Source organism: Corynebacterium humireducens NBRC 106098 = DSM 45392, from assembly GCF_000819445.1.
In the GTDB taxonomy this organism is placed as follows: domain Bacteria; phylum Actinomycetota; class Actinomycetes; order Mycobacteriales; family Mycobacteriaceae; genus Corynebacterium; species Corynebacterium humireducens.
The window spans coordinates 780,956-806,811 of the sequence record NZ_CP005286.1 but is presented as its reverse complement, the minus strand read 5'-3'; the positions used below and the strand labels follow the sequence as shown (position 1 = coordinate 806,811).

Genomic DNA, 25,856 nt, shown 5'->3' with positions numbered 1-25,856 from the left:
TTTCTTCCCCGGCAGAAAGCCGGGTTGTCGGGTGTCTACCAAACAGGGGTCAGGTCCCTGGAAGAAGCCCTCGACGAGCTGCTGGCTTTCACCCACGCCCCGAAGGCGGTGTGGACGAAGGTGTGGTCGAACAACCCGACCGAAAGGCTCAACCGGGAGATCCGCCGGCGTACCGACGTCGTCGGGATCTTCCCCAACCGCGAGGCCGTGGTCCGCCTCGTGGGTGCCGTGTTGGCGGAGCAGCATGATGACTGGATCCAGCAGAAACGCTACATGTCGCTAACCAGCCTGGAGCAGACGAAGGCGATGATGGCCGCGGCTGTGATCGATGCCGGCGAAGCTACTCAGGAGGTCGCATGAGCAAGTCACGGCCCCAGGCTCGTGCCGGTCCTTGACACCGTCACGCTGCTTGTTTTATCGAATGGGGTTACCCTCTTGTCGTGGACACCTAAACTAGCGGGGCCACCGTGCCCTGCGGAAGGATGTTCACATGGGACAACGACGCCGATACACCGAGGAGTACCGCCGCGACGCCGCGAGCCTGGTCCTCGATACCGGACAAACGATCCGGGCGGTCGCCCAGCAGCTCGACCTCGGCGAACAACTGCTCGGTAGCTGGGTCAAAAAAGAACGCATCCGGCGCACCTCCACCGACACCGGACAGCCGTCACCGGAGGAAACGGCAGCCGAAATCGCCCGGCTACGTAAGGAAGTCGCTGACCTGAAGGCAGAAAACGAGTTCCTGGGAAAAGCCAGCGCCTTCTTCGCCGCCAAGCAACAGCACCGGAACGGTTCGAGCTAATGGCGCAAGAGAAGGCGAACTACCCGGTCACCATGATGGCACGCGTGCTGGACGTCTCCCGGTCCGGGTTTTACGCCTGGTCACAGCGCCGGAACATTCTTGGTAAACGCCGTGCGCGTCAGCAGGATCTGGATGAGCAGGTCCGCTGGTTCCATGACCGTTCCCGGGGCACCTACGGTGCCCCGAGAATCACCGCTGACCTGCATGATGCCGGTGTGGACGTGGACCGTAAGACGGTCGCACGATCCATGCGACGTCAAGGCCTGGAGGGACTGTCGACCAGGTCGTTTCGGGTGCCCGGGCGTAAAATACAGGCGCAGTGCCGGCACGAGGATCTGTGTGAGCGTACCTGGGATCACGGACGTCTCGACGCCGCCTGGATCACGGATTTCACTTACCTGCGCTGCGGCGAAGGCTGGGTGTATCTGTGTGCTATCCGCGATGGGCACTCTCGTCGGGTCATTGGGCATTCGATGGGACCGAGGCAGGACACCGATCTGGTGCTCACAGCGTTGAACAACGCGCGAGCCACCCGTGGCAGCCTCCCGGAGCAGGTGATCTTGCACGCTGACCGCGGTGCCCAGTTCACCAGCTGGCAGCTGGATGAGGCCGCCCGTGAAGTCGGTGTGCGGATGTCGATGGGTCAGACCGGGGTGTGCTGGGATAATGCGATGGCCGAGTCGTTCTGGGCGACGTTGAAGGTCGAGTATTTCTACCGGCATGCCTTCGCCACCAGGGTGGAGGTTTACGACGGTGTCAGTGAGTGGATCGAGGTCTTCTACAACCGCTACCGCCGGCATTCCGCCATCGGCTTTCTGAGTCCGGTGGCCTATGAATTATCGCTTGATCAGCCAGCTGCGGCGCTGGTAGCCGCTTAACTATTTGTCCACGATTTGCGGGCAAGCCCAGAAAGGCAGAAACACCACTTCCCAGGACTTGACCCCGTCATTGACTGGTGGCTGTACCTGAAGACACAAACTCCTGACGATCCAGTAGCGATCGCCAGGAGTCAGTCCTGGGGCCAAGTCGCACTTTCCACGGCGCAGGACTTGGTCAACCACGAAAACACCCGCCCCGACATAAACGGAATCGGTGCCCCTGCAGGCTACGACACTGCGATTGATTCCAGCTACCAGCACTCCATGGGCATCCAGCAAGGATGGATAGGCCGCTGACCCGCCTCGTCTGGCCCAGACGACACGCCCGGGCCAGACACACTTTTTGGTGCTTAACCCGAGACCGGCGTGTCATAAACAGCAACGAGGGTCTCCCCGCGCACGCTGTTGGTGTCGAATCATCAACGCTTGCAAGGAAACCCTCGTTGCCTACTGTACCGCCCTCAGCACGCCATGACCTCACCGACGCTGAATGGGACCTGCTTGTCCCACTGCTACCGGCCCCGTCACGGCGGGGACGCCCCCGCACCTGGGACCTACGGTCCCTGGTCAACGGCATCTTCTTTCGCATCCGCACCGGCTGCCCGTGGCGCGACGTCCATGAGCGCTACGGCCCCTGGTGGCGGGTCCACGATCTGTTCGCCCGGCTGCGGGCCAACGGAGTATGGGAGAACGTGCACACCCGGCTGCTCACCCACGCCCAGGAGAAAGGAAAACTCTCCTGGGAGGTCAGCGTGGATTCCACAACCACCCGTGGACATATCCACGCCGCGGGTGCACGGAAAGACAGCCCCCTCCGCCACCCGGGGGAGCCGGATCATCATGGGTTCGGCCGCTCGCGGGGCGGGTGGTCGACCAAGATCCATGTGGCCATTGACGCTGACTGCGGGGTGCTGTCCTTTGCGATCACCCCAGGTCAAGCCGGTGATGGTCCACAGATGGTGCGGGTACTGGAGAAAATCCGGGTGCCGTCCGCCACGCGTGGTCGGCCGCGGAAACGACCCGAGCGGGTGTTGGCGGACAAGGCGTATTCCTCACGGGCGAACCGGGCGTGGTTGCGGGCGCGGGGGATCAAGGCGACGATCTCCCAGCCGAAGGACCAGGTCGCCAACCGTCGGCGCAGGGGGTCGGCCGGTGGCCGACCCCCTGCCTTCGATGCCGTGGCTTACCAGCGGCGTAATGCCGTGGAGCGGGGTATCAACCGGATCAAGCAGCATCGTGGGTGTGCCACGCGTTTCGACAAGTTAGCGGTGCATTTCGAGGCCACGGTGCAGTTGGCGAATATCCGCTACTGGCTGAAACGACTTTCGTAACACCCTCTAGAAGGGCTTCAGCACGACCGCGAGGAAGTGGTAGTCGTCGTTGAAGTCGGTGGCGACACCGTAGGGGTAGGCGTGCTCCTGCGACTCCATCTCGAACTGGTCCATGACCTGGACGCCGAAGGTGGTCTCCGCCTTGGGCATCCGCATGACCACTCCGTAGTAGTAGCCGTCCTCGATCAGCGGACCCTCCCACGCGTAGACGCCGTTGCCCCGGTGGGTGAGGGTGAATTCGCCGGCCAGGGCACGCTGCACCAGCTCCTCCGCCTTGCCGGTGGCGTCGGCGTTCTCGGTGTGGCCGGCCTTGTTGAGGGCGTCCCGGAACTTCTTCCGCAGGGTCTCGCTGACCTCCCGGTCGATCTGCTCGACGGTCTGGCCCGGCTGGCTCGGCTGGGGCTCGGTCGGCTGGGGCTTGTCCACGACGGCGGCGGAGCCGTTGGAGGAGCCGCCGAAGGAGCTGGCGTGGGCGACGGAGAAGGGGGCGAGGGCGACGGTGGCGGCAGTGGCGGCAGTGGCTGCGGCGACCGCGAGACGGAGGAAGTTGGTCATGGGAGAAGGATGACAGAGTTCCTTTCGCACCCGAAATTGAGATATCACCTATCCCCAGATCGGGGTCAGGCCTCCAGCTGTTCCCCCACCTCGAGCCACTCCATCTCGAGTTCCTCGTGTTCCGCACGGGCCTCGGTGAGGGCGGTGTTGGCGTCGGCGATCTTCCCGTAGTCCGGGTCCGCAGCTGCGGACAGTTCGGCCATCTCCTGCTCGAAGGTGGCGATGCGCTCGTCGAGACGCGACATCTTCCGCTCGAGGGCGTTGAGCTGCTTGCGCAGTTCGCGTTCCTCCTGGGAGCTCAGGCCCGACTGCTTCTCGACGGGCGCCTGGTCCCTCTCCCCCAGATCCAGGGGTCCGGACCCGGCGGCCTCGGCCTGCTGCGCGCGGACCTCGAGGTACTGCTCGATGCCGCGGGGCAGGTTGGTGAGCTGGCCGTCGCCGAACAGTGCCCAGGTGGAGTCGGCGATGCGCTCGATGAGGTACCGGTCGTGGGAGATGACGACGAGGGTGCCGGGCCACGAGTCGAGGAGCGACTCGAGTTCCTGCAGGGTGTCGATGTCGAGGTCGTTGGTGGGCTCGTCGAGAAGCAGCACGTTGGGCTCGGACATGAGCACGCGGGTGAGCTGCAGGCGGCGGCGCTCACCGCCGGAGAGGTCGCCGACGGGGGTGCGCTGGCGCTTCGGGGAGAAGCCGAGGCGCTCGGCGAGCTGGGAGGCCGACATCTCGCGTTTGCCCAGGTGGACGTAGGTGGCGACGTCCTCGACGGCGTCGAGAAGCGTGCGTTCCGGGTCGAGGTCGTCGAGTTCCTGACGCAGCCAGCCGAGGCGGACGGTCTGCCCCTCGATGCGGCGGCCGGCGGCCAGCGGGTGCTCCCCGGCCAGTGCCCGCAGGAGCGTGGTCTTACCGGAGCCGTTGACGCCGACGAGGCCGATGCGCTCGCCCGGCGCGAGACGCCAGGTGAGGTGGTCGACGAGCATGCGGCCGTCGGGGGTCTCGATGCGGGCGTCCTCGAGCTCGATGACGACCTTGCCCTGCCGCTGGCGGGAGAAGGCCATGAGCTCGACGGTGTCGCGCGGGGCGGGGACATCGGCGATCAGCGCCTCCGCGGCCTCGACGCGGTAACGCGGCTTGGAGGTGCGGGCGGGGGCGCCACGGCGCAGCCAGGCGAGTTCCTTACGGGCCAGGTTCTGGCGGCGCTGCTCGATGGCGTCGGCCTGGCGGGCGCGTTCGGCGCGCGCGAAGATCCAGTCGTTGTAGCCGCCCTCGTAGGTGTCGACGCGGCCGTCGTGGACCTCCCAGGTCAGGGTGGCGACCTGGTCGAGGAACCAGCGGTCGTGGGTGACCACGACGACGGCGATGCGGCGGTCCAGGAGGTGCTGCGCGAGCCACTGCACACCCTCGACGTCGAGGTGGTTGGTGGGCTCGTCGAGGACGACGAGGTCGAGGTCGCGGACGAGCGCGGCGGCGAGGTTCACGCGGCGGCGTTCACCACCGGAGAGGCTGCCCACCCGGGTGTCGAGGCCGAGCTCCGCGACGCCGAGACCCCCGAGGACCTCCCGGACGCGGGCGTCGGAGGCCCACTCGTAGGTCTGCAGACCGAGGGGCTTGACCACGACGTCCGCGATGGTGTCGTCCGGGTCGAGTTCCGCACGCTGGGTGACCACGGCCATGCGGAGGTCGGAGTTGTGGGAGACGCGGCCGGAGTCGGGCTCCTCGATGCCGGTGAGGACCTCCAGGAGGGTGGTCTTGCCGCCGCCGTTGAGTCCCACGACGCCGATGCGGTCGCCGGTCTGCACACCGAGGCTCACGCCGTCGAGGAGTGTCTTGAGCCCCCAGGTCTTGGAGACGTTCTCGAGATTAATCAGATTCGTCATGTCAACTGCACAGTCTAGGCCGTGGGCAGGGGTGGGAGCGAACCTCTCCGACCCCCTTGTTGCACATGATTTTCATGTGCATTAGTGTACCGCCCATGCAGAAACGACTCCGCCCGGCCGCGCTGGCCGTCCCCACCCTCCTCACCGCTCTCCTGCTCGCCGCCTGCGGCAGCCCGACCACCCCCGCCGCCGACCAGGCCACCGCCACCCCGGCCACGAGCAGCACCGCGGAAGCGGCCCCGGGAGCGGCAGCAGCCGAGCTGCAGGAGGTCTCCGCGATCACCCCGCGCGTGGTCATCTCCCACGAGGGCGGACTGACGGTCCTCGACACCGCCACCGGCGAGACGATCTCCCGGACCGACCGCAGCGGACTGCTGCGCCTGAGCCCTTCCGGCGACGGCCGCCACGTCCTCGTCGCCGACGGCGACCGCTTCCTCGCCTTCGACGCCGCCCTCAAGTCCCGCCCGCACGGCGACCACGCCCACCACTACTCCGGACAGCCGGAGCTGCGCGACCTCACCTACGACTCCCCGGCCGCCGGCCACGTCGTGGTCAACGACGGCCTCACCGCACTGTTCTCCGACGGCGAGGGCTCCGTGCGCATCATCCCGACCGACCAGGTGGCCGGAGGCTACCGGGCCGCCGACGGCGTGGTCGTCGAGAGCGGTGCCCCGCACCACGGCGTCGCAGTGCCGTTCGCGGACGGCTCGGTGCTCATCACGGTGGGCGACGACAAGAAGCGCGACACCATCCAGCACCGCGCCGCCGACGGCACCGTCCTCGCGGAGACCACGGACTGCCCGAAGATCCACGGCGAGGCCACCGGCGCCGACGGCACCGCCGCATTCGGCTGCGTCGGCGGGCCGGTCGTGTTCGACGGAAAGGAGTTCCACAAGGTCCCGCTGCCGGCGGGCGTGGAGTTCCAAAAGTCCGGCACCCTCGTCGGGCACCCGGACTCCCCTGTCTTCCTCAGCGACCACAAGACCGACGAGCAGGCCGACAAGGACGGCAAGCGGGAGCGCCCGACCCGGATCAGCCTCATCGACTCGCGCACCAACACCATGCAGGCCGTGGAGCTCGACAGCGCCTACTCCTTCCGCACGCTGGCCCGCGGCCCGCACGGCGAGGCCCTGGTGCTCACCGGCGACGGAGCCCTCAAGGTCATCGACCCGGAGTCCGGTGAGATCACCGCAGACATCCCGGCCATCTCCGAGTGGCGCGAGAACGACAACTGGCAGGAGCCGGGCCCGATCCTCCAGGTCGTCGGCCACACCGCCTACGTCACCGACCCCGCCAAGAAGGAGCTCGTCCTCATCGACCTGCTCAGCGGCGAGGTGAAGGAGCGCTTCAGCCTCGACGTCACCCCCTTCGAGATCGCCGTCGTCGACGGTATCGCGGCTGTCGACGCCGCGGCCGCCGACCATGATCACGGGGACCACGGGGACCACGAGGGACACGACCACTAGTCACGTGGCGGCAGGGGTCCGCAGCTGCGGACTGCGGACCCCTTCTGACCTGCGGTTTTCCCATGCAGGATCTCATGTCGGGGGCGCATGTTACGGTGCAGTCGATCGCACAGCAATTCGACTTCTGGGGGATAACTTGCTCGCGACCATCATCGACCGGACCGACACCGAACTCACTGCCGAACTCACCTCCGCCCACCGCCAGCTCACCCACTTCAAGGCCCGCTTCATCCTCTCGGTCGCGGAGTTCGACGCCCGCGACCTCGCCCGTACCCACGCCGCGCCGGGCACCGCCGCGTGGCTCCAACGCACGTTCCACCTCTCCCGCTCCACCGCCTTCGAGTACCTGGGCGTCGGCCGGAAGCTCCGGGTCTTCCCGCTGCTCGCGCAGGCCTTTCTCGACGCCGAGTTCTCCTACTCCGTCGTCCGCCTCCTGCTGCGCTACCTCACCGAGGACAACCAGGAGGAGCTCCTCACCCTCGCCAGGGCCCACCCGCTGGCAGAACTCACCGCGCTGCTCGCCGGACGCGATCAACCCGGCGCCACCCCGCGCGCGAACAAGATCTCCGTGGTCACCGACCCCGAGACCGGCCGTGTCCGCTTCTGGGGTGAGCTCGACCCCGAACGCGGGGCGGAGTTCAAGGCCGCACTGAAGATCTCGGAGCTGGCCAACCTCATCGACCTGGACACCATCGACCAGGAGGTGCTGGATGATCCGGTGGCCGTCGAGAAGCTCATTGACGACGCACGGGAGACCCCCGACCCCGACTCAGCCGGCGACACGGAACCACGGCACAACCGCTCGCGCTTCGGCACGGGACTGACCGTCACCGTGTTCACCGCCTTCATGGGGCTCGTCCACATGGTGCGCAGCCATCCGATCAGCCGCGTGCGTGCCCCCGGCGCGGAGGTCAACGTCCTGTTCACCCAGGACCAGCGGGCCTACATCCCCGGCCACCCCGGCGGGATGACGGGTGACCTCATGCGCCTGGTGCTCAACGGGGCGGTCCGCTACCACCTGCTTGACCGGTCGGGGCTGACGCTGAAGACGACACGCTCCCAGCGTCTGGCCACGTCCGCGCAGGTCAAGGCGCTCCTCGTGGCGTGGGGCTACCAGTGCGCCGGGCCGGGCTGCAGCCACACCCGCTTCCTCGAGTTCCACCACATCGTCCCGTGGAGGGACGGCGGAGCCACTGAATTGTCCAACCTCCTGCCCCTGTGCTCGGGGTGCCACATGCTGGTGTCGGCGGGGGTCATGACGATCATCATCGACACCGATCCCCGGTTCCTCCGCTTCCGTCTGCCGGGTGGGGAGTCCTTCACCTCGGAGAACCGGGGCCTCGCCGTGTCGGATGAGGCGATGGGCCGGTGGGGTGACCGTTACACCTCCGGCGCGGTGCCTCCCGGCGATGAGCATCTGCTGCAGATCTGGGAGCACGAGGACAGCTTCGACGACCCGGAGTCCGCAGCTGCGGACTCCGACCCCACTACGTGAGCAGGTGGGCACCCTTCGCCGGACCGTGTGCGACGGTGCCGGAGTAGGCGCCGTCGGCGAGCAGATCGTCGAGGACGTCGCGGGCGTGGAGCTCCGACTCGCAGAGGAAGGCCACCGTGGGGCCGGAACCCGAGACCACGGCCCGCAGTGCGCCCGCCTCGAGGCCGGCCTCACGCATCCGGTCGACGTCGCGACGGAGCTGGCGGACAGGGGCCTCCAGGTCATTGTGGAGGTGGGCCGCCACCTGCCGGGCCTCGCCGGACAGGAGGGCCTTGGCCAGGTCGTCGGTCTCCATGCTCCAGCCGAGTGACGTGCCCTGCTCGCGGAGGGTGTCGAGCTCCGCGAACACCCGCGGCGTCGACAGTCCCTCCCGGAAGAAGACCAGCACCCAGTGGTACGTCCCGCGGGAGAGCAGCGGGGTGAGCAGTTCACCGCGCCCGCGGCCGAGCATCGTCCCGCCGCGCAGGGTGAAGGGCACGTCCGAGCCGAGCTCCGCGGCGATGTCGACCAGCACGGACATCGGCACGGCGGGGTGCGTCTCGGAGAGGAAGGCGTGGGCGGCGACGAGGGCGGCCGCGGCATCGGCGGAACCGCCGGCCATGCCCCCGGCGGTCGGGATGCCCTTGTGGATCTGGATGTGCACGCTGCGCGACTCCGCGAGGCCGTGGTGCGTCCGGTAGTACTCCACGAGCTTGTCGACGGCCCGCCACGCCAGGTTCGAGTCATCCGTCGGCACGGAGGCGGCGTCGAGCCCCGTGGCGGAGAGCCCCGAGACGATGGACCCCTCGACGACGAGGTCACGGTCGGGGCCGATCTCCAGGGTGACGGTGTCGGACAGGCTCAGGGACTGGAAGACGGTGGTGAGGTCGTGGTAGCCGTCCTCACGCAGGTCACCGACCCCGAGATGCAGGTTGACCTTGGCGTGCGCCCGGGCACTGATGGTCCGCATGCGCCCGCTCATGAGGTGAGCCCCGCGAGACGGACGAAGTCGGTGACGTCGAGCTTCTCGCCACGCAGCTGCGGATCGATCCCGGCGGCGCGGAGAGCCTCCTCGGCGGCGGCGCCGGAACCGTAGTGGCCGGAGAGCGCGGCGCGCAGGGTCTTGCGGCGCTGGGCGAAGGCGGCGTCGATGAGCGGCCATACCCGGGCGCGGGACTCGTCGGTGATCGGCCACGGCTCGGTGCCGGGGGCGAAGAGGTCGATGCGGACCAGACCGGACTCGATGTTCGGCGCCGGCCAGAAGACGTGCCTGCCCACGGACCCCGCGCGCCGCACCGCCCCGTAGAACGCTGCCTTGACGCTGGGTACACCGTAGATCTTGGAGCCCGGCTCCGCGGCGAGCCGGTCCGCCACCTCCGCCTGCACCATGACGAGGACGCGGCGGATCGACGGGAAGGTCGCCAGCAGGTGCAGCAGCACCGGCACGGAGACGTTGTAGGGCAGGTTCGCGACCAGTGCCGTCGGCTCGCCCAGGTCGGCGGGTTCGACGCGGAGGGCGTCCTTCTGCACGATGGTCAGCTTCCCGGCCTGCGCGGGTGCGCGCCACCCGACGGTGCTGGGCAGCTCCGCGGCGAGGCGTGGGTCGATCTCCACGGCGGTGACGCGGTCGACGGTGTCCAGCAGTCCCAGGGTGAGCGAACCGAGGCCGGGCCCGACCTCGACGACGTGGTCCTCCGGTGAGAGGTCCGCGGCCGCGATGATCATGCGGACGGTGTTCGGGTCGTGCAGGAAGTTCTGGCCGAGCTTCTTCGTCGGGGTGACGTCGAGTTTCTCCGCCAGGGCGCGGATCTCCACGGGGCCGAGCAGGTCGGCGGGTTGTTCACTGGAGGTCATGCAACCAATCTAGACCACCAGCGGTTAGTCACCGATTCGGACGACGCCGAGGGTCTGCGTCCGCGTGAACGCCTCCATCGCCCAGGGACCGTTGAAACGGCCCAGCCCCGAGTTGCGGGTGCCGCCGAACGCGACGTGCGCCTCGTCCTGGATCGGGCCCTCGTTGACGAAGGCCATCCCGGACTCCATACGGCGGGCGAATCGCAGGCCGCGGTCGAGGTCCTGGGTGAACACGCTGGCGGACAGTCCGTAGGTGCTGTCGTTGGCCAGTTCCAGGGCGTGCTCCTCGTCGCGGGCGGTGAGGATGCCGATGAGGGGGCCGAAGATCTCCTCGCGGGCGATCTCCATGTCGGGGGTGACGTCGGTGAAGATGTGCGGCGGGATGACGCGGCCCTCGGTCTCCCCCGCCAGCGCGACCGTCGCCCCCTCCTCCCGGGCGCGGGCGATCTTGGCGTGCAGGGCCTCCACCTGGGAGTCGTTGATGATGGGGCCGACGAGGGTGTCCTTGAGCGCGGGGTCGCCGGTGCGGATCCTGCCGGCCGCGGCCACCAGCTTCCCGACGAACGCCTCCCGCACCCCCTCCGTCACGATGATCCGGTTGACCGCCATGCAGATCTGGCCGGAGTGGAGGAAGGAGCCGACGACGGCGGCGTGGACGGCGGCGGGGAGGTCGGCGTCGTCAAGCACGACGAGCGGGGCGTTGCCGCCGAGCTCCAGGGCGACGGGCTTGAGGTGGGTGCCGCCGACGGCGACGCGGCCGACGTTCTGGCCGACCGGGGTGGAGCCGGTGAAGCTGATGAGGCCGGGGACGGGGTGTGCGACGAACTCGTCGCCGATCTCGGATCCGGCACCGACCACGACGGAGAGCACTCCCGCGGGCAGGCCGGCCTCCTCGTAGACGCGGGCGAGCAGCAGGCCGCCGGTGACGGGGGTGTCGCTCGCCGGCTTGATCACCACGGCGTTGCCCACGGCGAGGGCCGGGGCGACGGAACGCTGGGTGAGGTGCAGCGGGAAGTTCCACGGGCTGATGACGCCGACGACGCCGACGGGGCCGCGTTCGACGCGGACCTCACGGTTCGGCGTGTTGGTGTCGAAGAGCTGGCCGGACAGGCGCGTCGGGAAGGACGCCGCCTCCTGCGCCATGGTGACGGCGAGGGTGACCTCGATGTGGGCCTTGGTGGTGGTGGAGCCGCCCTCGCGGACCAGCCACTCGACGATCTCCATGCGGCGGGAGCGCAGGATCTCGGCGGCGGCGAGCATCACTTTGCGACGCCCCGCCGGCCCCACCGCCGCCCACTCCCGCTGGGCCTCCGCGGCGGCGCGGTAGGCCTCGTCAAGGTCGGTGGCGTCGGCGAGGCGGATGCTGGTGACGGCGGAGTCGTCGTAGGGGTTGGTGATCTCCGCGACCCGTTCCGAGCGCCCGTCACGCCACTCGCCGCCGATGAACTGGGTGTTGACGGACTGGCCTGCGAAGATGCCGGGCTCGAACGGGGTGACGGTCATGGTGGTCCTTTCCGGGACTACGGGATTTACCAACTGACCGTTCAGTATATGTGTCGGGTGTCAGCGACCGCCCGCCGCGAACTCCTCGACGATCTTCTCGTTGAAGGCCGGGAGGTCGTCCGGGGTGCGGGAGGAGACGATGCCCCTGTCGACGCGGACCTCCTCGTCCACCCAGGTCGCACCCGCGTTACGCAGGTCGGTCTGGATCGACGGGTAGGAGGTGAGGGTGCGGCCGGCGAGGACGTCGGCGTCGGTGAGGATCCACGCGCCGTGGCAGATCACGCCCAGCGGCTTGCCCGCCTCCACGTGGGCGCGGACGAAGGCGACCGCCGGCTTGTCCATGCGGATCTTGTCGGAGTTGCCCGTGCCGCCGGGCAGGATGAGGGCGTCGAAGTCGGCCGGGTCGGCGTCGGCGGTGAGTCCGTCGACGGTGACCTCGGTGCCGTTCTTGCCCTCGATGGTCCCCGCCTCGGGCGCGAGGACGGTGACCTCGGCCCCGGCGGCACGGACCGCCTCGACAGGCTTGGTCAGCTCGGAGTCCTCGAATCCGTGGGTCGCGATGACGGCGACCCGGACGTTCTGCAGTGCGGTGGAGTCAGACATGCTCATTACCTTTCTCGGGGGGTGGTATGCCCCGAGGGTAATGATTTCCGGGCTCCGGCGCAGACGCCTAACGCAGTCCCATGCGGGCGGTGCAGGCGGGCCAGGCGCCCCAGCCCTGGCCGGCGAGGGTCTTCTCGGCGATGGCGATCTGCTGCTCGCGGGTGGCCAGGTTGGCGGTCGGCGCGAACTGGGTGCCACCGTAGGCGGCCCAGGTGGACGGGGAGAACTGCAGGCCACCCTGGTAGCCGTTGCCGGTGTTGATGGCCCAGTTGCCGCCGGACTCGCACTGCGCGAGGGTGTCCCACACCGAGCCGCCGGCCACGGACGGTGCGCTCGGGGCGGCCTTCGTGCCGCGGGAGATGCGGGCGGCGGTCGCCGGGGTGATCTCGTGCTCGGCGACCGTCTCGCGGGAGGACTCGACGCCGTTGACGGTGGTGATGCGGGTGGTGACCTCGCGGGTGCCCGGGGTGCCGGGCTGGAGGACTGTCTCGGTGCCCTCGGGGGACTGCGGGTCGTCGACGTACTCGGCGGGGGCCTCGTAGGACTCGGTGACGGTCTCCTCGGTGACGCTGACGCGCTCGACGGTGACCTGGGTGTTGTTGCGCAGGGCGGTGTCCAGACCCGGGGTGACGCGGTCGTGCTCGCCGAGCTCGATGCCGCGGGCGTCGAGAAGCTCCTTGACGTTGGAGGCGGCGACCTCGGTGTAGACGACCTTGCCGCCGTCGTTGACGGCGACGATCTTCGGGGTGGTGATGGCCAGGCGCATGCCGTCGGTGACGCGGGTGTCGCCGGACTCGGCGACCTTCGCGGACGGGCGGAGGTCGGAGAGCTCGCCGATGAGGTCGTTGACGGTCAGGGCGGTGGAGGTGAGCTCGGTCTCCTCACCGTCGATGACGACGGCGACCGGCTTCGCGGTGCGGACGGTGATCGTCGCGCCCTTGGTGAGGGCCTCGCTCGGGGCCGGGTAGACCAGGTCCGCGTCGTCGACGACGACGCCGGCGGCGTCCAGCGCGCCCGCGACGTCGCGGGACAGGGTGGTCAGCTCGGTGGTCTCACCGTTGATGTCGAGGGTGACGTCCTTCTGGGCACCTGCGACGGTGACGCCGCCGACGAGGAGGGCACCCAGGACTCCGCCGGTGGCGAGTCGCTTGGGGGTGGAGGTGCCGGAGTTGTTGATCCGCGTGATTCGTGAAGTCTTGTTCAGGCCCATGGGGTTTTAAGTTCTCGATCTCATTCGGGGAAGTCGTGCCATCCTGCAGCAGGCGCCGCTGGCTCGTTGATCACAGTACGGTAACAGTAATGTGACCGCCAGGGAACCTGAGACACGTCAGCTTCTCAGGAAACTCAGTTAACTGAGGCCCCTTCCTTCACAAAAACGCAGCTCAGAGGGCTCTGTGAATGTTGTCACTACCCCCGCTGGTACACCCGCTGAAACGTTTCCGAGAGCTCGAGCGCTAGATCTGCCACGTCCTGCCCCCTCGCCTCCGCCACGCACAGCGCCGTGTGCCCGATGATGGCCGGCTCGTTACGACCCCCACGGAAAGGCTCCGGCGTCATGTACGGCGCATCCGTCTCGATGAGCAGCTGCCCCCGCGGCGTGATCCGGGCGACCTCCCGCAGCTCCTCATTCCGCTTGAACGTCACGTTCCCGGCGAAGCTGAGCACATAGCCCCGCTCCAGGGCCTCCTCCGCCACCGCCAGCGGCGAGGAGAAGCAGTGCAGGATCGTCTCCACCGGCCGCGGCGCGTCAGCCAGCACCGCCATGAGTTCCTCATCAGCCTCCCGGTTGTGCAGCATGAGCGCCTTCCCGGAGCTGACCGCCAGGTCGATGTGCCAGCGCAGCGCCTCCTCCTGCACCTCCAACGGCGCAGTGCGCTCCGGCTCATGCCGGATCCAGTACGTGTCCAGGCCGGTCTCCCCGACGGCGACGCACCGCGGATCGGCGACCATCTCGGTCAGCCGCGCGCGGGCGGCGTCATCCAGCTCGCGCGCCCGCGTGGGGTGGATCGCGCACGCCGCGAACACGCGCTCGTTGTGCTGCGCGGCAGCCAGCGCCAGCTCCGCCTCCGCCAGCCCGTCACCGACGGTGCACAGCTTCTCGACGCCCGCCGCCACCGCCCTCGCGACAATCGCGTCGACTTCCTCCGGGGTCCGCGCCCCCGCCGACGCCAGATGCGTGTGGGCGTCGACGATGCCGGGGATCGGATCAGCGGGCACGGGCGTGGGACGGGGCTTCTTCTTCGACATGGCTGACATTCTAGGGACATGCCCCGCTTCGTCGACCTCACCCGCCCGCTGCACCCCGACATGCCCCGCTTCCCCACCGACCCACCGCTGCAGGTCAGCGAGCTGGAGTCCGCAGCTGCGGACTCCTTCCAGGTCTGCGCCTACTCACTGGTCGGTCCGGCGGGCACGCACGTCGACGCCCCCTCCCACGTGTTGCCCGGCGGCCGCACCCTCGCCGACATCCCCCTCCCCGAGATGGTGCTGCCGCTCGTCGTGTTTTCGCTTGCCGACGCCCCCGCGTCCCCCTCCCTCACCGCCGCCCACGTCCTCGCCTGGGAGGACGTCCACGGCCCCGTGCCCGCCGGGTGCTTCGCCGCCCTGCACACCGGGTGGGTTCCGGGTGCCCCTCAGCCCGGGTGGTCGCTGGAGGCGGTGCAGCTGCTCCACGCCCGCGGGGTGCGGGCCATCGGCCACGACACCCTCAACACCGACCCGGCCGAGCTGACCGACCGCGGGGAATACCCGGCGCAGCGCTGGTGGCTGGAACACGACCGCTGGCAGGTGGAGCTGCTCGCCGGCCTGGACGCGGTCCCCGCCACGGGCGCGCAGGTGTGGGTGTCCTGGCCGGTGCCCGCGGGTGGGTCATCGTTCCCGTGCCGGGCGATGGCGGTGGTCCCTCACCCCCGGTGAAGCCTGATCCGTCCGACCTCTGCGGTGTAGGTGGAGTTCATGAGGGGGTGCTCAGCCTCCTCTGTCAGATCCATCTGCCCGACGGCCCCGGCCCAGTACCGGAGAATCCGGCCCACCTCGGCGGTGGGGTCGTCAGACACAGCGTCCAGATCAATGCTCAAGGTCAGTCTCATCTCATCCTTCTTTCAGCGATTCACACCGTCGGAGACCTTCCGACCCCTATGAACCGTATCCTTGAACTGCTGGTTGGTAGTTCACACGGAATGAACAGCCTTTTCCTGCCCTGACCCTCAAAGAGGAGTTGAAGGAAATGAGAACCGGGGAGCTGGCCGCCTCATGCGGTGTGTCCACGCAGACCGTCCGGAACCTGGAGGCACGGGGACTCATCCCGGCCGCTGACAGGGAGCCCAACGGTTACCGCCGCTACGGGCAGGTCCACGTGTCAGCGCTCCACGCCTACCTCCACCTCTCCCGTGCTTTCGACCACGCGGCAGCCGGCCGGGTCCTCACCCTCCTGTGGGGCGGCGACACCGACTCCGCCCTGGATGCAGTCACCTCGCTCATCAGTGGACTCCACACCGATCTCGAGGAGGTGAACGACCTCGACGCGATTCTCCGGAAGGCTCCCCGGCAACGGGTCCGCCTGCCGTCCGCCCAGTACAGCATCGGGGAACTCGCACGTCATCTGCAGGTCCGCACCAGCACCCTCCGCGTGTGGGAACGGGAGGGGCTGCTCACTCCTGCGAGAGACCCGGCCACCCACTACCGCGTCTTCACCCGTCGCGACGTCAACCGCGCCCGGTTGATCAAGACGCTCCGCAGGTCCGGGATGTCTGTTCCGCAGATCCGCGACGGACTCGACGAGATGGCGGCAGGCCACCGTACCGGACTACTTGCCGAGCGTCGGGCGCAACTGCGTCGGCGCCAGCGGACGGCGGTCCGGGCGCTGGCCTCCCTGGACCAGCTCCTGGATCACCCCCTGCTGGCCAGCGCGAACGGCAGCACCACCTGACCGGTACGCTCCGCCAGGGCCGAGCCGGCCACGGTGACGGACCAGCCGGTGTCGATGAGGTCGGTGACCAGCAGCACCGGACCGTCGGTGGCCCCCACGCCGGTGAAGTCCCAGTGGTCGAGCAGCGCGGTGACGCGGTAGGCGGAGTTCTGGGCGGTGACCTCCCCCGCCCCGGGGCGCACGGGCAGCACCCCGGCGAAGCTCATCCGGCCCACCGCGGCGATCGCCTCGGCCAGCGCCGCGACGAACGCGGTGCGCTCCGGATCGTGCGAGCCCAGCGCCACCACGGTGGTGGGCCGCTGTGGCCAGCCCCAGTCGGAGAGCACCGCGACGATGCGCGGCAACCAGGTGTCCTGCTGCCACGGGGAGGTGGGGCGCCAGGAGGGGTCGTCGAGAAGCTGCGTCAACGCCGGGCCACGGGCGATGTCGTTGAGGCGGCCCAGCGCGCGGCCGGGTTCCACGCCGTGGATGCGGCCGCGGACGGAGATCCCCGTGGGCCACTGGCGGCGCTGGGTGACACGGACGCCGGGGGCGGTGAGGCGGGCGTCGACACGTTCGGCGACGGCCGGGTCCACCGTCGCCTCCCGGCGCCGGCCGGTGCAGTTGTCGCACCGCCCGCAGGGCTGCGTGGCCTCCACGTCGTCGAGCTGGCCGCGCAGGAAGAGCATGCGGCAGGAGTCGGTGGTCTCGTAGGCGACCATCGCCTCCTGCTCCGCCCGCCGGGCCTGCGCGAGGCCGGCGTAGCGGGCGGCGTCGTACTCCCAGGGCTGACCGGTGGACACCCACCCGCCGCGGACGCGCCGGACCGCGCCGTCGACGTCGAGGACCTTGAGCACCTGGTCCAGGCGGGAGCGGGAGAGATCCACCTGGGCCTCCAGCCGCATGGTCGACTGGGCCTCCTCCCCCAGCACGCCGAGCAGGTGGCGCACGGTGGCCTCGTCGGGGAAGGAGACGGAGGCGAAGTACTCCCAGATGTCACGGTCCTCGGCACCCGGCAGGAGGATGACGTCGGCGCGGTCGGTGCCACGGCCCGCGCGGCCGATCTGCTGGTAGTAGCTCACGGGCGAGCCTGGCGCGCCGACGTGGACGACGAAACCGAGGTCGGGTTTGTCGAAGCCCATGCCCAGCGCCGACGTGGCCACCAGCGCCTTGAGTTCGTTGTCGATCAGCGCCTGCTCGAGCCTCTCGCGTTCCGTGGCCTCGGTGCGGCCGGTGTAGGCGGCGACGTTCCACCCGGCGGCCTCCAGCGCCTCCGCGAGATCCTCCGCGGCGGCGACGGTGAGGCAGTAGATGATGCCGGAGCCCTCGAGCTCCGCGAGGTGCGTGGCCAGCCAGGCGGGGCGCTCCGTCGTGTCCGGCAGGCGGACGACGGACAGGTGCAGCGACTCCCGGTCGAGCCCGCCGCGCAGCAGGCCGGTGTCCTCCCCCAGCTGGGCCTGCACATCCGCGACAACGCGGTCGTTGGCCGTCGCAGTGGTGGCCAGGACGGGCACCCCGGGCCGCAGCCCCGCGAGCAGGTCCCGGATGCGACGGTAGTCGGGGCGGAAGTCGTGCCCCCAGTCGGAGATGCAGTGCGCCTCGTCGACGACGACCATGCCGACGGTCGCCGCCAGGGCGGGCAGCACCTCGTCCCGGAAACCCGGGTTGTTCAGCCGCTCCGGGGACACCAGCAGCACGTCGACCTCCCCGGCGGCGACGCGGCCCTGGATCTCCTCCCACTCGGTCATGTTCGCGCTGTTGAGCGTGGCGGCGCGGATGCCGGCGCGCTGCGCGGCGGCCACCTGGTTGCGCATGAGCGCCAGCAGCGGGGAGATGATGAGGGAGGCCCCGGCCCCGGAGTCGCGCAGCAGTTTGGCGGCGATGAAGTACACCGCCGACTTGCCCCAGCCGGTGCGCTGCACGACGAGCATGCGGCGCCGCGCGTTCACGAGTGCGTCGATCGCGGTCCACTGGTCGTCGCGCAGCTGCGCGCCCGGCCCCGCGATGCCGGTGAGGAGTTCATTGGCCCGATCTCTGGTTGCCTGCATGGCCCCCACGCTAGACCACGTCCCCGACATTAGGCCTGAGCTGCGAGTTCATCGTCGATGTACACGTTGCGGGCGGCCCGGAAACCCACCGCTCCCATGAGCACGCAGATCGCGGCGAGCACCGGGAGGATGAGCGACCAGTCCCCCGTCGACTCGCGCACCACGCCCACCACGAGCGGACCGACTGCCGCGATGACGTAGCCGACCGGCTGGACGAAACCGGAGAGCCGGGCGGTGACCAGCGGGACGCGGGAGCGGGCGGGGATGAGGGCGATGGCCGTCGGAAAGCAGAAGCCGCCGACGCCCAGCAGTGACGCCCACAGCATCGGCGAGGCGGCAGGCGCCAGCCACAGGCCCACGTACCCCGCCCCCATGAGCGCGGAGAAGAGCACCGGCAGCCACACGATGGAACGCAGCCGGTCGATGATGACCGGCATGATGAGCCCGCCGACGATGTTGAAGCTGCCGACCAGCGCCAGCGCCAGGCTCGCGGTGGAGGCGGGGACCCCGTGGTCGACGTAGATCTTCGGCAGCCAGCCCATCTGGATGTACGCGTGCATCGACTGCAGACCGAAGAACAGCATGAGGAACACCGCCGTCGGGGACCTCCACAGGGACACCTGCTTCACGACGCCCCCCTGCTCCCCCGCCGCCCGCGGCGAGGTGGACGTCGGCACGTCGCGTCCGACGCGCAGGACGACGAAGAACCAGACGACGACCTGCAGGGCAGCGGGGATGGCCCAGAGGAACAGGGCCCAGCGGAAGTCGTCGGAGAGCAGGGCGGTCAGCGGCCCGGCGGCACCCGAGATGCCCAGCACCGACCCGTAGACCGTCATGAGGGCGACGATGTGGCGGCCGCCGTGGTTCTTGATCCACGCCGGCAGCAGCACGTTCGCCAGCGCAATACCCACCGTGACGGAGACGGTGAGCACGATGAACGCCCATACGTCGCCCACCCAGGGGCGCGCCGCCAGGCCGAGCAGCGACAACGCCATGCCGATGAAGAGCGTGCGCGACAGCCCCAGCCGGGTGGCCAGCGGTACCGCCAGCAGACCCAGCAGGGAGAAGAACAGGCCGGGGATCGCCGTGATGACGCCGGCGAGGGAACCGCCGGCACCGAAGGCCTCGAGGGCGTCGCCGAGCACGGCGCCGAGGGAGGAGATGCCGGAGCGCAGGTTGACCGCCGCGAAGAACACGGCGGCGAAGAGCAGGAGCGCAGACAGGGCCTGCGTCGACCGCGGACGTGGGGTACTCACACTGGACCTCCTAGCGTTGTGTGGAGGCCCAGCCTAGTACGTCACACCTTTTACTGGACCGGGGCCCACTCCGGGCCGGTCTCCGCCAGCTCCGGGTCCAGCTTCTGGATGAGCGGCTGCGGCTTGCTCAGCGGCGTACCCGGGACGACCTCGACCCGCTCCCACACAGCCTGCTGCTGCGTGTAGTCACCCGTGATCACCGGGTAGGACGCGCCCTCCTCGGGCAGGCCGACGCCGACGAGCTCGACCGGCATGTCGTCGGTGACCTCCCGGATCTCCGGCTTCGCGGCCCACACGCCCTCCCGGCCGAGGGTCTCGTGCACCTGCTGCGCGATGTGCGGCAGGTACGGGGTGAGCAGGGTGTTGCAGTCGGAGACCACCTGCAGGGCGGTCCACAGGACGGTGGCCAGACGCTCACGCTGGGACTCGTCCTTGGCCAGCTTCCACGGCTCCTGGTCGGCGATGTAGGCGTTGGCCTCACCGACGACGTGCATGGCGGCGGTGATGCCGTTCTTGAACTTCGACAGCGCCAGGTTCTCGCCGACGATGTCGAAGGTCCGGGCCGCCAGGTCGAGGATGGCGGTGTCGGCGTCGGTGAGCTCGCCCGGGGTGGGGACCTCACCGAAGTTCTTGTGCGCCATGGAGACGGTGCGGTTGACCAGGTTGCCCCAGCCGTTGGCCAGCTCGTTGTTCACGCGGCGGACGAACTCGTCCCAGGTGAAGTCGGTGTCGGTGTTCTCTGGGCCGGCGACCGCGATGAAGTAGCGCAGCGGGTCCGGGCCGAACTCCGCGAGGAAGTCCTTGACGTAGATGACCACGCCCTTGGAGGAGGAGAACTTCGAGCCGGACATGGTGAGGAACTCGGAGGAGACGACCTCGGTCGGCAGGTTGATCTCACCGTACTTGTGGACCTCCCCGCCCTTCGCGCCCTTGCCGGCGTAGCCGAGCAGCTCGGCCGGCCAGATCTGGGAGTGGAAGGTGATGTTGTCCTTGCCCATGAAGTAGTAGCCCTCGGCGGCCGGGTCCTGCCACCACTGCTTCCAGGCGTCCGGGTTGCCGGAACGCCAGGCCCACTCGATGGAGGAGGAGAGGTAGCCGATGACGGCGTCGAACCAGACGTAGAGCTTCTTGGCGTTGTTGTCCGCCCAGCCCTCGACCGGGATCGGCACGCCCCAGTCGATGTCGCGGGTCATGGCGCGGGGACGCAGGTCCTCGAGCAGGTTGAGGGAGAACTTGAGCACGTTGGGACGCCAGTCCTCGCGGCCGCGCAGCCACTCCCCCAGCGCCTCGGCCAGGGAGGGCAGGTCGAGGAGGAAGTGCTCCGTCTCGACGAACTCCGGGGTCTCACCGTTGACCTTGGACACCGGGTTGATCAGGTCGGCCGGGTCGAGCTGGTTGCCGCAGTTGTCGCACTGGTCACCACGGGCGCCGTCGGCGCCGCACAACGGGCAGGTGCCCTCGATGTAGCGGTCCGGCAGGGTGCGGCCGGTCGACGGGGAGACGGCACCCATGGTGGTCTCCTTGATCATGTAGCCGTTGTCGTACAGACCACGGAACAGCTCCTGCACCACCGCGTAGTGGTTGCGGGTGGTGGTGCGGGTGAACAGGTCGTAGGACAGGCCGAGACCGGCGAGATCCTCGACGATCTGGCGGTTGTAGCGGTCGGCCAGTTCCTTGACCGTGACGTTCTCCTTGTCGGCCTGGACCAGGAGGGGTGTGCCGTGCTCGTCGGTGCCCGAGATCATGAGGACCTCGTTACCGATCATCCGCTGGTAGCGGGCGAAGACGTCGGAGGGGACGCCGAAACCGGCGACGTGTCCGATGTGGCGGGGGCCGTTCGCGTACGGCCAGGCGACGGAGACAAGCACAGACTGGGTCATGGGATACACCTTATTTCATGGCCTCCGGCTTGTTGCGCTTGGCCAAACGCTCGGCGCGCTGCACCCTCCGTTCCTCCGCCTGCCGGTGCTCGGCGTGGATCCGTCGCTCACGTGCCAGACGGACCGCGAACTCACGGTGGGAGCGCTGGTCAAGGTAGAGCGGATCGTTGCTCAGGTCCCTCCACAGGGCGACCATCAGCAGGATGATCACGACGAGGAAGGGGCTGGCCGCGGCGATGGTGATCGCCTGCAGGTTGCCCAGGGAGTCCTCGGAGGAGGTGAGCATGACCATGCCGACCGCCGCCGTCATCAGGCCCCACATCGCGGAGACCCACGGGGTGGCGTTGCTGCGGCCACCCTGCGAGAGAGTGCCCATGACCGTCGAGGCGGAGTCGGCGGAGGTGATGAAGAACGTGCCCAGCAGAATCATGGCGACGAAGCCGGCCACGGTACCGCCCGGCAGCTGGTGCAGGAGGTTGAACAGCTGCGACTCGGCGGTGCCGTCACCCCAGATGGATGTGCCGTTCTGCTCGAGGATGATGGCGGTGCCACCGAAGATGGAGAACCACACCAGGGACACGAGCGACGGGACGACCAGGACGCCGATGGTGAACTCGCGGATGGTGCGGCCGCGGGAGATGCGGGCCAGGAACATGCCGACGAACGGGGACCAGGAGATCCACCACGCCCAGTAGAAGATGGTCCAGCCGGAGAGCCACTCGCCGGCGGTGCCGTCGGCGGACATGGCCGTACGGCCGGTCATCTGGAAGAACTGGGAGAAGTAGGAGGACAGGGACGTCGGGATGAGGTTGAGCACCGAGACCGTCGGCCCCAGGACGAACACGAAGATCGCCAGGAGCGCGGCGATGATCATGTTGGTGTTGGACAGGTACTGGATGCCCTTGCCCACTCCCGAGATCGCGGAGATCATGAACGCCAGGGTGAGCACGCCGATGATGCCGACGATGGCCCCCGCGCCGGGATCCTCCATGAGCCCCGAGGCCGAGAGCCCCGCGCGGATCTGCAGCGCACCGACGCCCAGGGAGGTCGCGGTGCCGAAGATGGTCGCCACGATGGCCAGGATGTCGATGACCCGGCCCACCGGCCCGCGGGCACCCCGCTCACCGAGGAGCGGGACGAACGCCGAGGAGATCAGCTGCCGGCGGCCCAGGCGGAACGTCGAGTAGGCGATGGCCAGTCCGACGATGGCGTAGATCGACCACGGGTGCAGTGTCCAGTGGAAGAGGGTCGAGGCCATGGCGGTCCCGACCTCGTGCGGCTGGTGGGCCGGCACGCCGTCACGGTAGAAGGTGAGCGGCTCGGTGGCGCCGTAGAAGAGCAGACCGATGCCCATGCCGGCGGCGAACATCATGGCGATCCAGGAGACGGTGCGGAACTCCGGCTCCTCCTCGTCACCGCCGAGCCTGATCGAGCCGAAGCGCGACACCGCGACGACGATCATGAAGCCGACGAAGACGGTGCCGAAGATGATGAAGGCCCAGCCGAGGTTGTCCATGACGAAGGAGAGCGCGGCGGACCCGAAGTCCGCGAAGCTGTCCGCGCCCAGCAGTCCCCAGGAGACGGTGCCGGTGACGACCAGGGCGGCCATGCCGATGATCCACCAGTCGAACCTCGGCTGTCCCGCGGCGGATTCGTGGACGACCGTCTCCCCGGCGGCCTGTTCGAGGCGGTCACCGATGGCGTCCGCGTCGTCCATCATGGCCGCGAGTTCGTGGGTGGCGGTATCTGGGTGTCCCGGTGAGGAGTCAGATGCAGTCATACCCTCAGCTTCTCGGGATACCCCGCGGGTATCAAACAAAAAGCCCCGGTCACGGGCCTGTTCCGGCCCCGAAAACAGGCGTGTGTCCTTTTCGTGACCTCCGGTATCCCCAGCTCACCGGGGGAATGTCTGCACAGGGCCTCACAAAGCTGTAACAAACGGTCTACCGGGCCGCCAGCACCGCCTCGTAGAGCTCGCGGTTGGACACGCCCCGCCCGGCGGCCACGTCGCGGCAGGCGTCCTTGAGTCGCATCCCCTCCGCCACCAGCGACTCGACGACGGGCACCAGGGCCGCCACGTCGGCCTCGTCGGGGGCACCGCCCTCGATGACGACCGTGATCTCCCCCTTCACTCCCTCGGCGGCCCAGTCGGCCAGTTCCGGCAGGGTGCCGCGGCGGACCTCCTCGTAGGTCTTGGTCAGTTCCCGGCACACTGCCGCCCGGCGCGTCGGGCCGAGCACCTCCGCGGCGACCTCCAGGGTCTCGGCGAGGCGGTGCGGGGACTCGAAGAAGCAGACGGCGCGTTCCTCGGTGCGCAGCGACTCGAGCCACTCCCGGCGCGCACCTGACTTGCGTGGCGCGAAGCCGTCGAAGAGGAAACGCCCCACGGGCAGACCGGACAGGGCCAGGGCGGTGGGCACCGCGGAGGGGCCGGGCAGGCAGGTGACGGGGATGCCGGCGGTGTGGGCGGCGTCGACAAGCGAGAAGCCCGGGTCGGAGACCAGCGGCATGCCGGCGTCGGTGACGACGAGGACGACGCCGGAACGGGCGGCGTCGATGAGCTGCTGTGCCCGCCCCTCCTCGTTGTGGTCGAAGTTGGAGACGACCCGGCCCGTGATCTCCACCCCGAGGGCGGTGGCGAGGTTGCGCACGCGGCGGGTGTCCTCGGCGGCGATGACGGCGGCCTCGGCGAGCGCGGCACGCAGACGCGGGGAGGCGTCGCCGATGTTGCCGAGCGGAGTCGCGGCGAGCACCACACCACGGGTGGGCAGAAGTGGGGCGGGAGTGACCATGACTGCCATGCTAGACCCCGTGGCAGGGGGCCGTATCCTAGACTCAGTCGGGTGAGTACCGCCGTCGAAGCACCCCGCCACGCCCGCCGCGTCCGTCCGGTGACCCCCCGGACCTGGGGGTGGACCCGCGCGGACACCGTGAGCACGCTCATCATCGCCGCACTCGCCCTGTTCACCCGTTTCATCGGGCTGACCACCGCCGTGTCCTCCGGCACGCCGGTCTTCGACGAGAAGCACTACGTCCCGCAGGCGTGGGACATGGTGCGCTCCGCGGTCAACCCCCTCATCGGCGGCATCGAGTCCAACCCGGGTTACGGCCTGGTCGTGCACCCGCCGCTGGGCAAACAGCTCCTGGCGGTGGGTGAGGTCATCTTCGGCTACACGCCGCTGGGGTGGCGCGTCATGGTCGCGTTCTTCGGCGCGGCGACGGTGGTGATGACGATGCTGCTGGTGCGGAGGTTGGCGGGCAGCTGGCAGGTCGCGACGTTCGCCGGGTTCATCGCGGTTCTCGACGGCGTCCTCCTCGTCGCCTCCCGCTTCGGCATGCTCGACATCTTCCAGGTGTTCTTCATCGTGGCGGCGGCGTTCGCCCTGGTCAACGACCATGAGCAGGTGCGCGCCCGGCTCCACGCCGCCTGGCTCGAGGGCCGTATGGGCGACTCCCCCCTGGGTCCGCGGCTGGGCTTCCGCTGGTGGCGTTTCACCGCCGGCGTGGCCCTCGGCCTGGCACTCGGCGTGAAGTGGTCCGGCCTGTACTACATGGCCTTCTTCGGGCTCATGGCGGTGTTCATGGACGCCGCCCTGCGCCGCCGCTACGCCGTCCCCCGCCCCTTCCTCGGGGCACTGCTGCGTGACGCCGTCCCCGCCTTCGCCTCCCTGGTCGTCCTCCCCGTGCTGCTCTACCTGTGGACCTGGCGCGCCTGGTTCGCCGGCGAGACCTCCGTCTACCGGCACGCCAAGGTCGACGGGCAGATGGACGCCGGGATCCTGCGGAAGGTGCTCCCCGACTGGGCGGCGGGTTTCTGGCACTACCACCAGTCCGTGCTCAACTTCCACGCCTCGCTGACCACCTCGGGGGGCCACTCGCACCCGTGGGACTCGAAGCCGTGGTCCTGGCTCGTCGCCTCCCGCCCCATCCTCTACTTCTCCTCCACCGGCATCGACTGCTCCGCCGGGGGCGAGTGCCGCCGCATGATCTACCTCTTCGGCACGCCCGCGATCTGGTGGCTCACCGTGCCGGTCCTGCTGTGGGCCGTGTGGTGCCTGGTGATCCGCCGCGACCGGCGTTTCCTCATCCCGGTGGTCGCCTTCGTGGCGGGTTTCCTCCCCTGGCTCATCGGCTACGACCGCCAGATGTACTTCTTCTACGCCACCGCGCTGTCGCCCTTCATCATCGCGATGCTGGCGCTGACGCTCGGGCAGCTGCACGGCACCGGGGCCCCGGTGCGGTGGTCGTGGGTGCGGCGCCTGGCCGACGGGGAGATCCGCTGGGGCACCGTGGCGGTCATCGGCTACCTGTCGCTGGTGCTGGCGTCGTTCCTGTACTGGTCGCCGATCCTCTACGGGTACATGGTCCCGGAGTCCTGGTACCAGTCGCTCATGTGGCTGCCCAGCTGGACCTGACCGGCGCCCG

General features: G+C 69.1%; 21 protein-coding genes and 1 pseudogene. 9 read left to right on the top strand and 13 right to left on the bottom strand.

Features of this window, described 5'->3' with window-relative positions; genetic code table 11:
* Nucleotides 1-24: 24 nt before the first annotated feature.
* The 4 genes and pseudogenes from B842_RS04115 to B842_RS04100 all read left to right on the top strand — a co-directional run bounded on the left by B842_RS04115 (nt 25) and on the right by B842_RS04100 (nt 3,011).
* Nucleotides 25-360 carry an IS256 family transposase gene (locus B842_RS04115; protein WP_040085343.1) on the top strand — a complete coding sequence of 112 codons (336 nt, stop codon included), beginning with the start codon at nt 25-27 and terminating at the stop codon, nt 358-360.
* Between the two features lie 130 nt (nt 361-490).
* Nucleotides 491-1,680, top strand: a protein-coding gene (locus tag B842_RS04105; RefSeq protein WP_156119430.1) for an IS3 family transposase whose coding sequence is annotated in 2 segments (ribosomal slippage) — nt 491-758 and nt 758-1,680 — 1,191 coding nt in all. Because the reading frame shifts where the segments join, the coding sequence is not laid out codon by codon here.
* Nucleotides 1,681-1,746: 66 nt separating this feature from the next.
* Nucleotides 1,747-1,977, top strand: a pseudogene (locus B842_RS13630) (IS256 family transposase); the annotation flags it as partial.
* 146 nt (nt 1,978-2,123) lie between these two features.
* Nucleotides 2,124-3,011 carry an IS5 family transposase gene (locus B842_RS04100; RefSeq protein ID WP_040084736.1) on the top strand — a complete coding sequence of 296 codons (888 nt, stop codon included), beginning with the start codon at nt 2,124-2,126 and terminating at the stop codon, nt 3,009-3,011.
* A gap of 6 nt (nt 3,012-3,017) precedes the next feature.
* On the opposite strand, the gene B842_RS04095 is transcribed toward B842_RS04100, so the two are convergent.
* Together B842_RS04095 and B842_RS04090 are read right to left on the bottom strand one after the other, a co-directional pair.
* Nucleotides 3,018-3,566 (bottom strand): hypothetical protein, encoded by a 549-nt coding sequence (locus B842_RS04095; protein ID WP_040085338.1) that lies wholly within the window; start codon nt 3,564-3,566, stop codon nt 3,018-3,020.
* Nucleotides 3,567-3,631: 65 nt separating this feature from the next.
* On the bottom strand, nt 3,632-5,440 hold the full coding sequence (locus B842_RS04090; RefSeq protein ID WP_040085337.1) for an ABC-F family ATP-binding cassette domain-containing protein: 1,809 nt from the start codon (nt 5,438-5,440) through the stop codon (nt 3,632-3,634).
* A 95-nt stretch (nt 5,441-5,535) separates the two neighbouring features.
* Here B842_RS04090 and B842_RS04085 point away from each other — a divergent pair, with 95 nt between their 5' ends.
* Together B842_RS04085 and B842_RS04080 are read left to right on the top strand one after the other, a co-directional pair.
* Nucleotides 5,536-6,906 (top strand): hypothetical protein, encoded by a 1,371-nt coding sequence (locus tag B842_RS04085; RefSeq protein ID WP_174520288.1) that lies wholly within the window; start codon nt 5,536-5,538, stop codon nt 6,904-6,906.
* Between the two features lie 136 nt (nt 6,907-7,042).
* Entirely contained in the window at nt 7,043-8,401 is a 1,359-nt protein-coding gene (locus B842_RS04080; RefSeq protein WP_052437729.1) for an HNH endonuclease, read from the top strand.
* Here the strand turns inward: B842_RS04080 and B842_RS04075 are convergent.
* From B842_RS04075 to B842_RS04050, 6 genes are all read right to left on the bottom strand, one after another.
* Nucleotides 8,394-9,350, bottom strand: a complete 957-nt coding sequence (locus tag B842_RS04075; RefSeq protein ID WP_040085336.1) for a 4-(cytidine 5'-diphospho)-2-C-methyl-D-erythritol kinase — start codon at nt 9,348-9,350, stop codon at nt 8,394-8,396. The genes B842_RS04080 and B842_RS04075 overlap by 8 nt on opposite strands.
* 8 nt (nt 9,351-9,358) lie before the next feature.
* Entirely contained in the window at nt 9,359-10,234 is an 876-nt protein-coding gene (rsmA, locus tag B842_RS04070) for a 16S rRNA (adenine(1518)-N(6)/adenine(1519)-N(6))-dimethyltransferase RsmA (protein WP_040085334.1), read from the bottom strand.
* A gap of 24 nt (nt 10,235-10,258) precedes the next feature.
* Complete coding sequence (locus B842_RS04065) at nt 10,259-11,737, bottom strand: aldehyde dehydrogenase family protein (protein WP_040085333.1); 1,479 nt, start codon at nt 11,735-11,737, stop codon at nt 10,259-10,261.
* 60 nt (nt 11,738-11,797) lie between these two features.
* Nucleotides 11,798-12,340 carry a type 1 glutamine amidotransferase domain-containing protein gene (locus B842_RS04060; protein ID WP_040085331.1) on the bottom strand — a complete coding sequence of 181 codons (543 nt, stop codon included), beginning with the start codon at nt 12,338-12,340 and terminating at the stop codon, nt 11,798-11,800.
* Between the two features lie 67 nt (nt 12,341-12,407).
* Complete coding sequence (locus tag B842_RS04055) at nt 12,408-13,550, bottom strand: resuscitation-promoting factor (protein ID WP_040085329.1); 1,143 nt, start codon at nt 13,548-13,550, stop codon at nt 12,408-12,410.
* A gap of 197 nt (nt 13,551-13,747) precedes the next feature.
* Nucleotides 13,748-14,587 (bottom strand): TatD family hydrolase, encoded by an 840-nt coding sequence (locus tag B842_RS04050; RefSeq protein ID WP_040085328.1) that lies wholly within the window; start codon nt 14,585-14,587, stop codon nt 13,748-13,750.
* Nucleotides 14,588-14,605: 18 nt separating this feature from the next.
* On the opposite strand from B842_RS04050, the gene B842_RS04045 reads away from it, so the two are divergent.
* Together B842_RS04045 and B842_RS04035 are read left to right on the top strand one after the other, a co-directional pair.
* Nucleotides 14,606-15,256 carry a cyclase family protein gene (locus B842_RS04045; RefSeq protein WP_040085327.1) on the top strand — a complete coding sequence of 217 codons (651 nt, stop codon included), beginning with the start codon at nt 14,606-14,608 and terminating at the stop codon, nt 15,254-15,256.
* Between the two features lie 310 nt (nt 15,257-15,566).
* Nucleotides 15,567-16,268, top strand: a complete 702-nt coding sequence (locus tag B842_RS04035) for a MerR family transcriptional regulator (protein ID WP_082028361.1) — start codon at nt 15,567-15,569, stop codon at nt 16,266-16,268.
* Here the strand turns inward: B842_RS04035 and B842_RS04030 are convergent.
* The 5 genes from B842_RS04030 to rsmI form a co-directional block, all read right to left on the bottom strand.
* Entirely contained in the window at nt 16,229-18,295 is a 2,067-nt protein-coding gene (locus tag B842_RS04030; RefSeq protein WP_040085325.1) for a RecQ family ATP-dependent DNA helicase, read from the bottom strand. The genes B842_RS04035 and B842_RS04030 overlap by 40 nt on opposite strands.
* A gap of 29 nt (nt 18,296-18,324) precedes the next feature.
* On the bottom strand, nt 18,325-19,551 hold the full coding sequence (locus B842_RS04025) for an MFS transporter (RefSeq protein ID WP_245631398.1): 1,227 nt from the start codon (nt 19,549-19,551) through the stop codon (nt 18,325-18,327).
* A gap of 50 nt (nt 19,552-19,601) precedes the next feature.
* Nucleotides 19,602-21,431 carry a methionine--tRNA ligase gene (metG, locus tag B842_RS04020; protein ID WP_040085324.1) on the bottom strand — a complete coding sequence of 610 codons (1,830 nt, stop codon included), beginning with the start codon at nt 21,429-21,431 and terminating at the stop codon, nt 19,602-19,604.
* Nucleotides 21,432-21,441: 10 nt separating this feature from the next.
* The gene (locus tag B842_RS04015) at nt 21,442-23,211 is read right to left on the bottom strand and encodes a BCCT family transporter (RefSeq protein WP_052437727.1); all 1,770 of its coding nucleotides are present in this window, start codon (nt 23,209-23,211) and stop codon (nt 21,442-21,444) included.
* A 163-nt stretch (nt 23,212-23,374) separates the two neighbouring features.
* Nucleotides 23,375-24,223 (bottom strand): 16S rRNA (cytidine(1402)-2'-O)-methyltransferase, encoded by an 849-nt coding sequence (gene rsmI, locus B842_RS04010; protein ID WP_040087305.1) that lies wholly within the window; start codon nt 24,221-24,223, stop codon nt 23,375-23,377.
* Nucleotides 24,224-24,274: 51 nt separating this feature from the next.
* On the opposite strand from rsmI, the gene B842_RS04005 reads away from it, so the two are divergent.
* A complete protein-coding gene (locus tag B842_RS04005) occupies nt 24,275-25,846 on the top strand; it encodes a dolichyl-phosphate-mannose--protein mannosyltransferase (protein WP_040085323.1) in 1,572 nt (523 codons plus the stop codon).
* Nucleotides 25,847-25,856 lie beyond the last annotated feature (10 nt).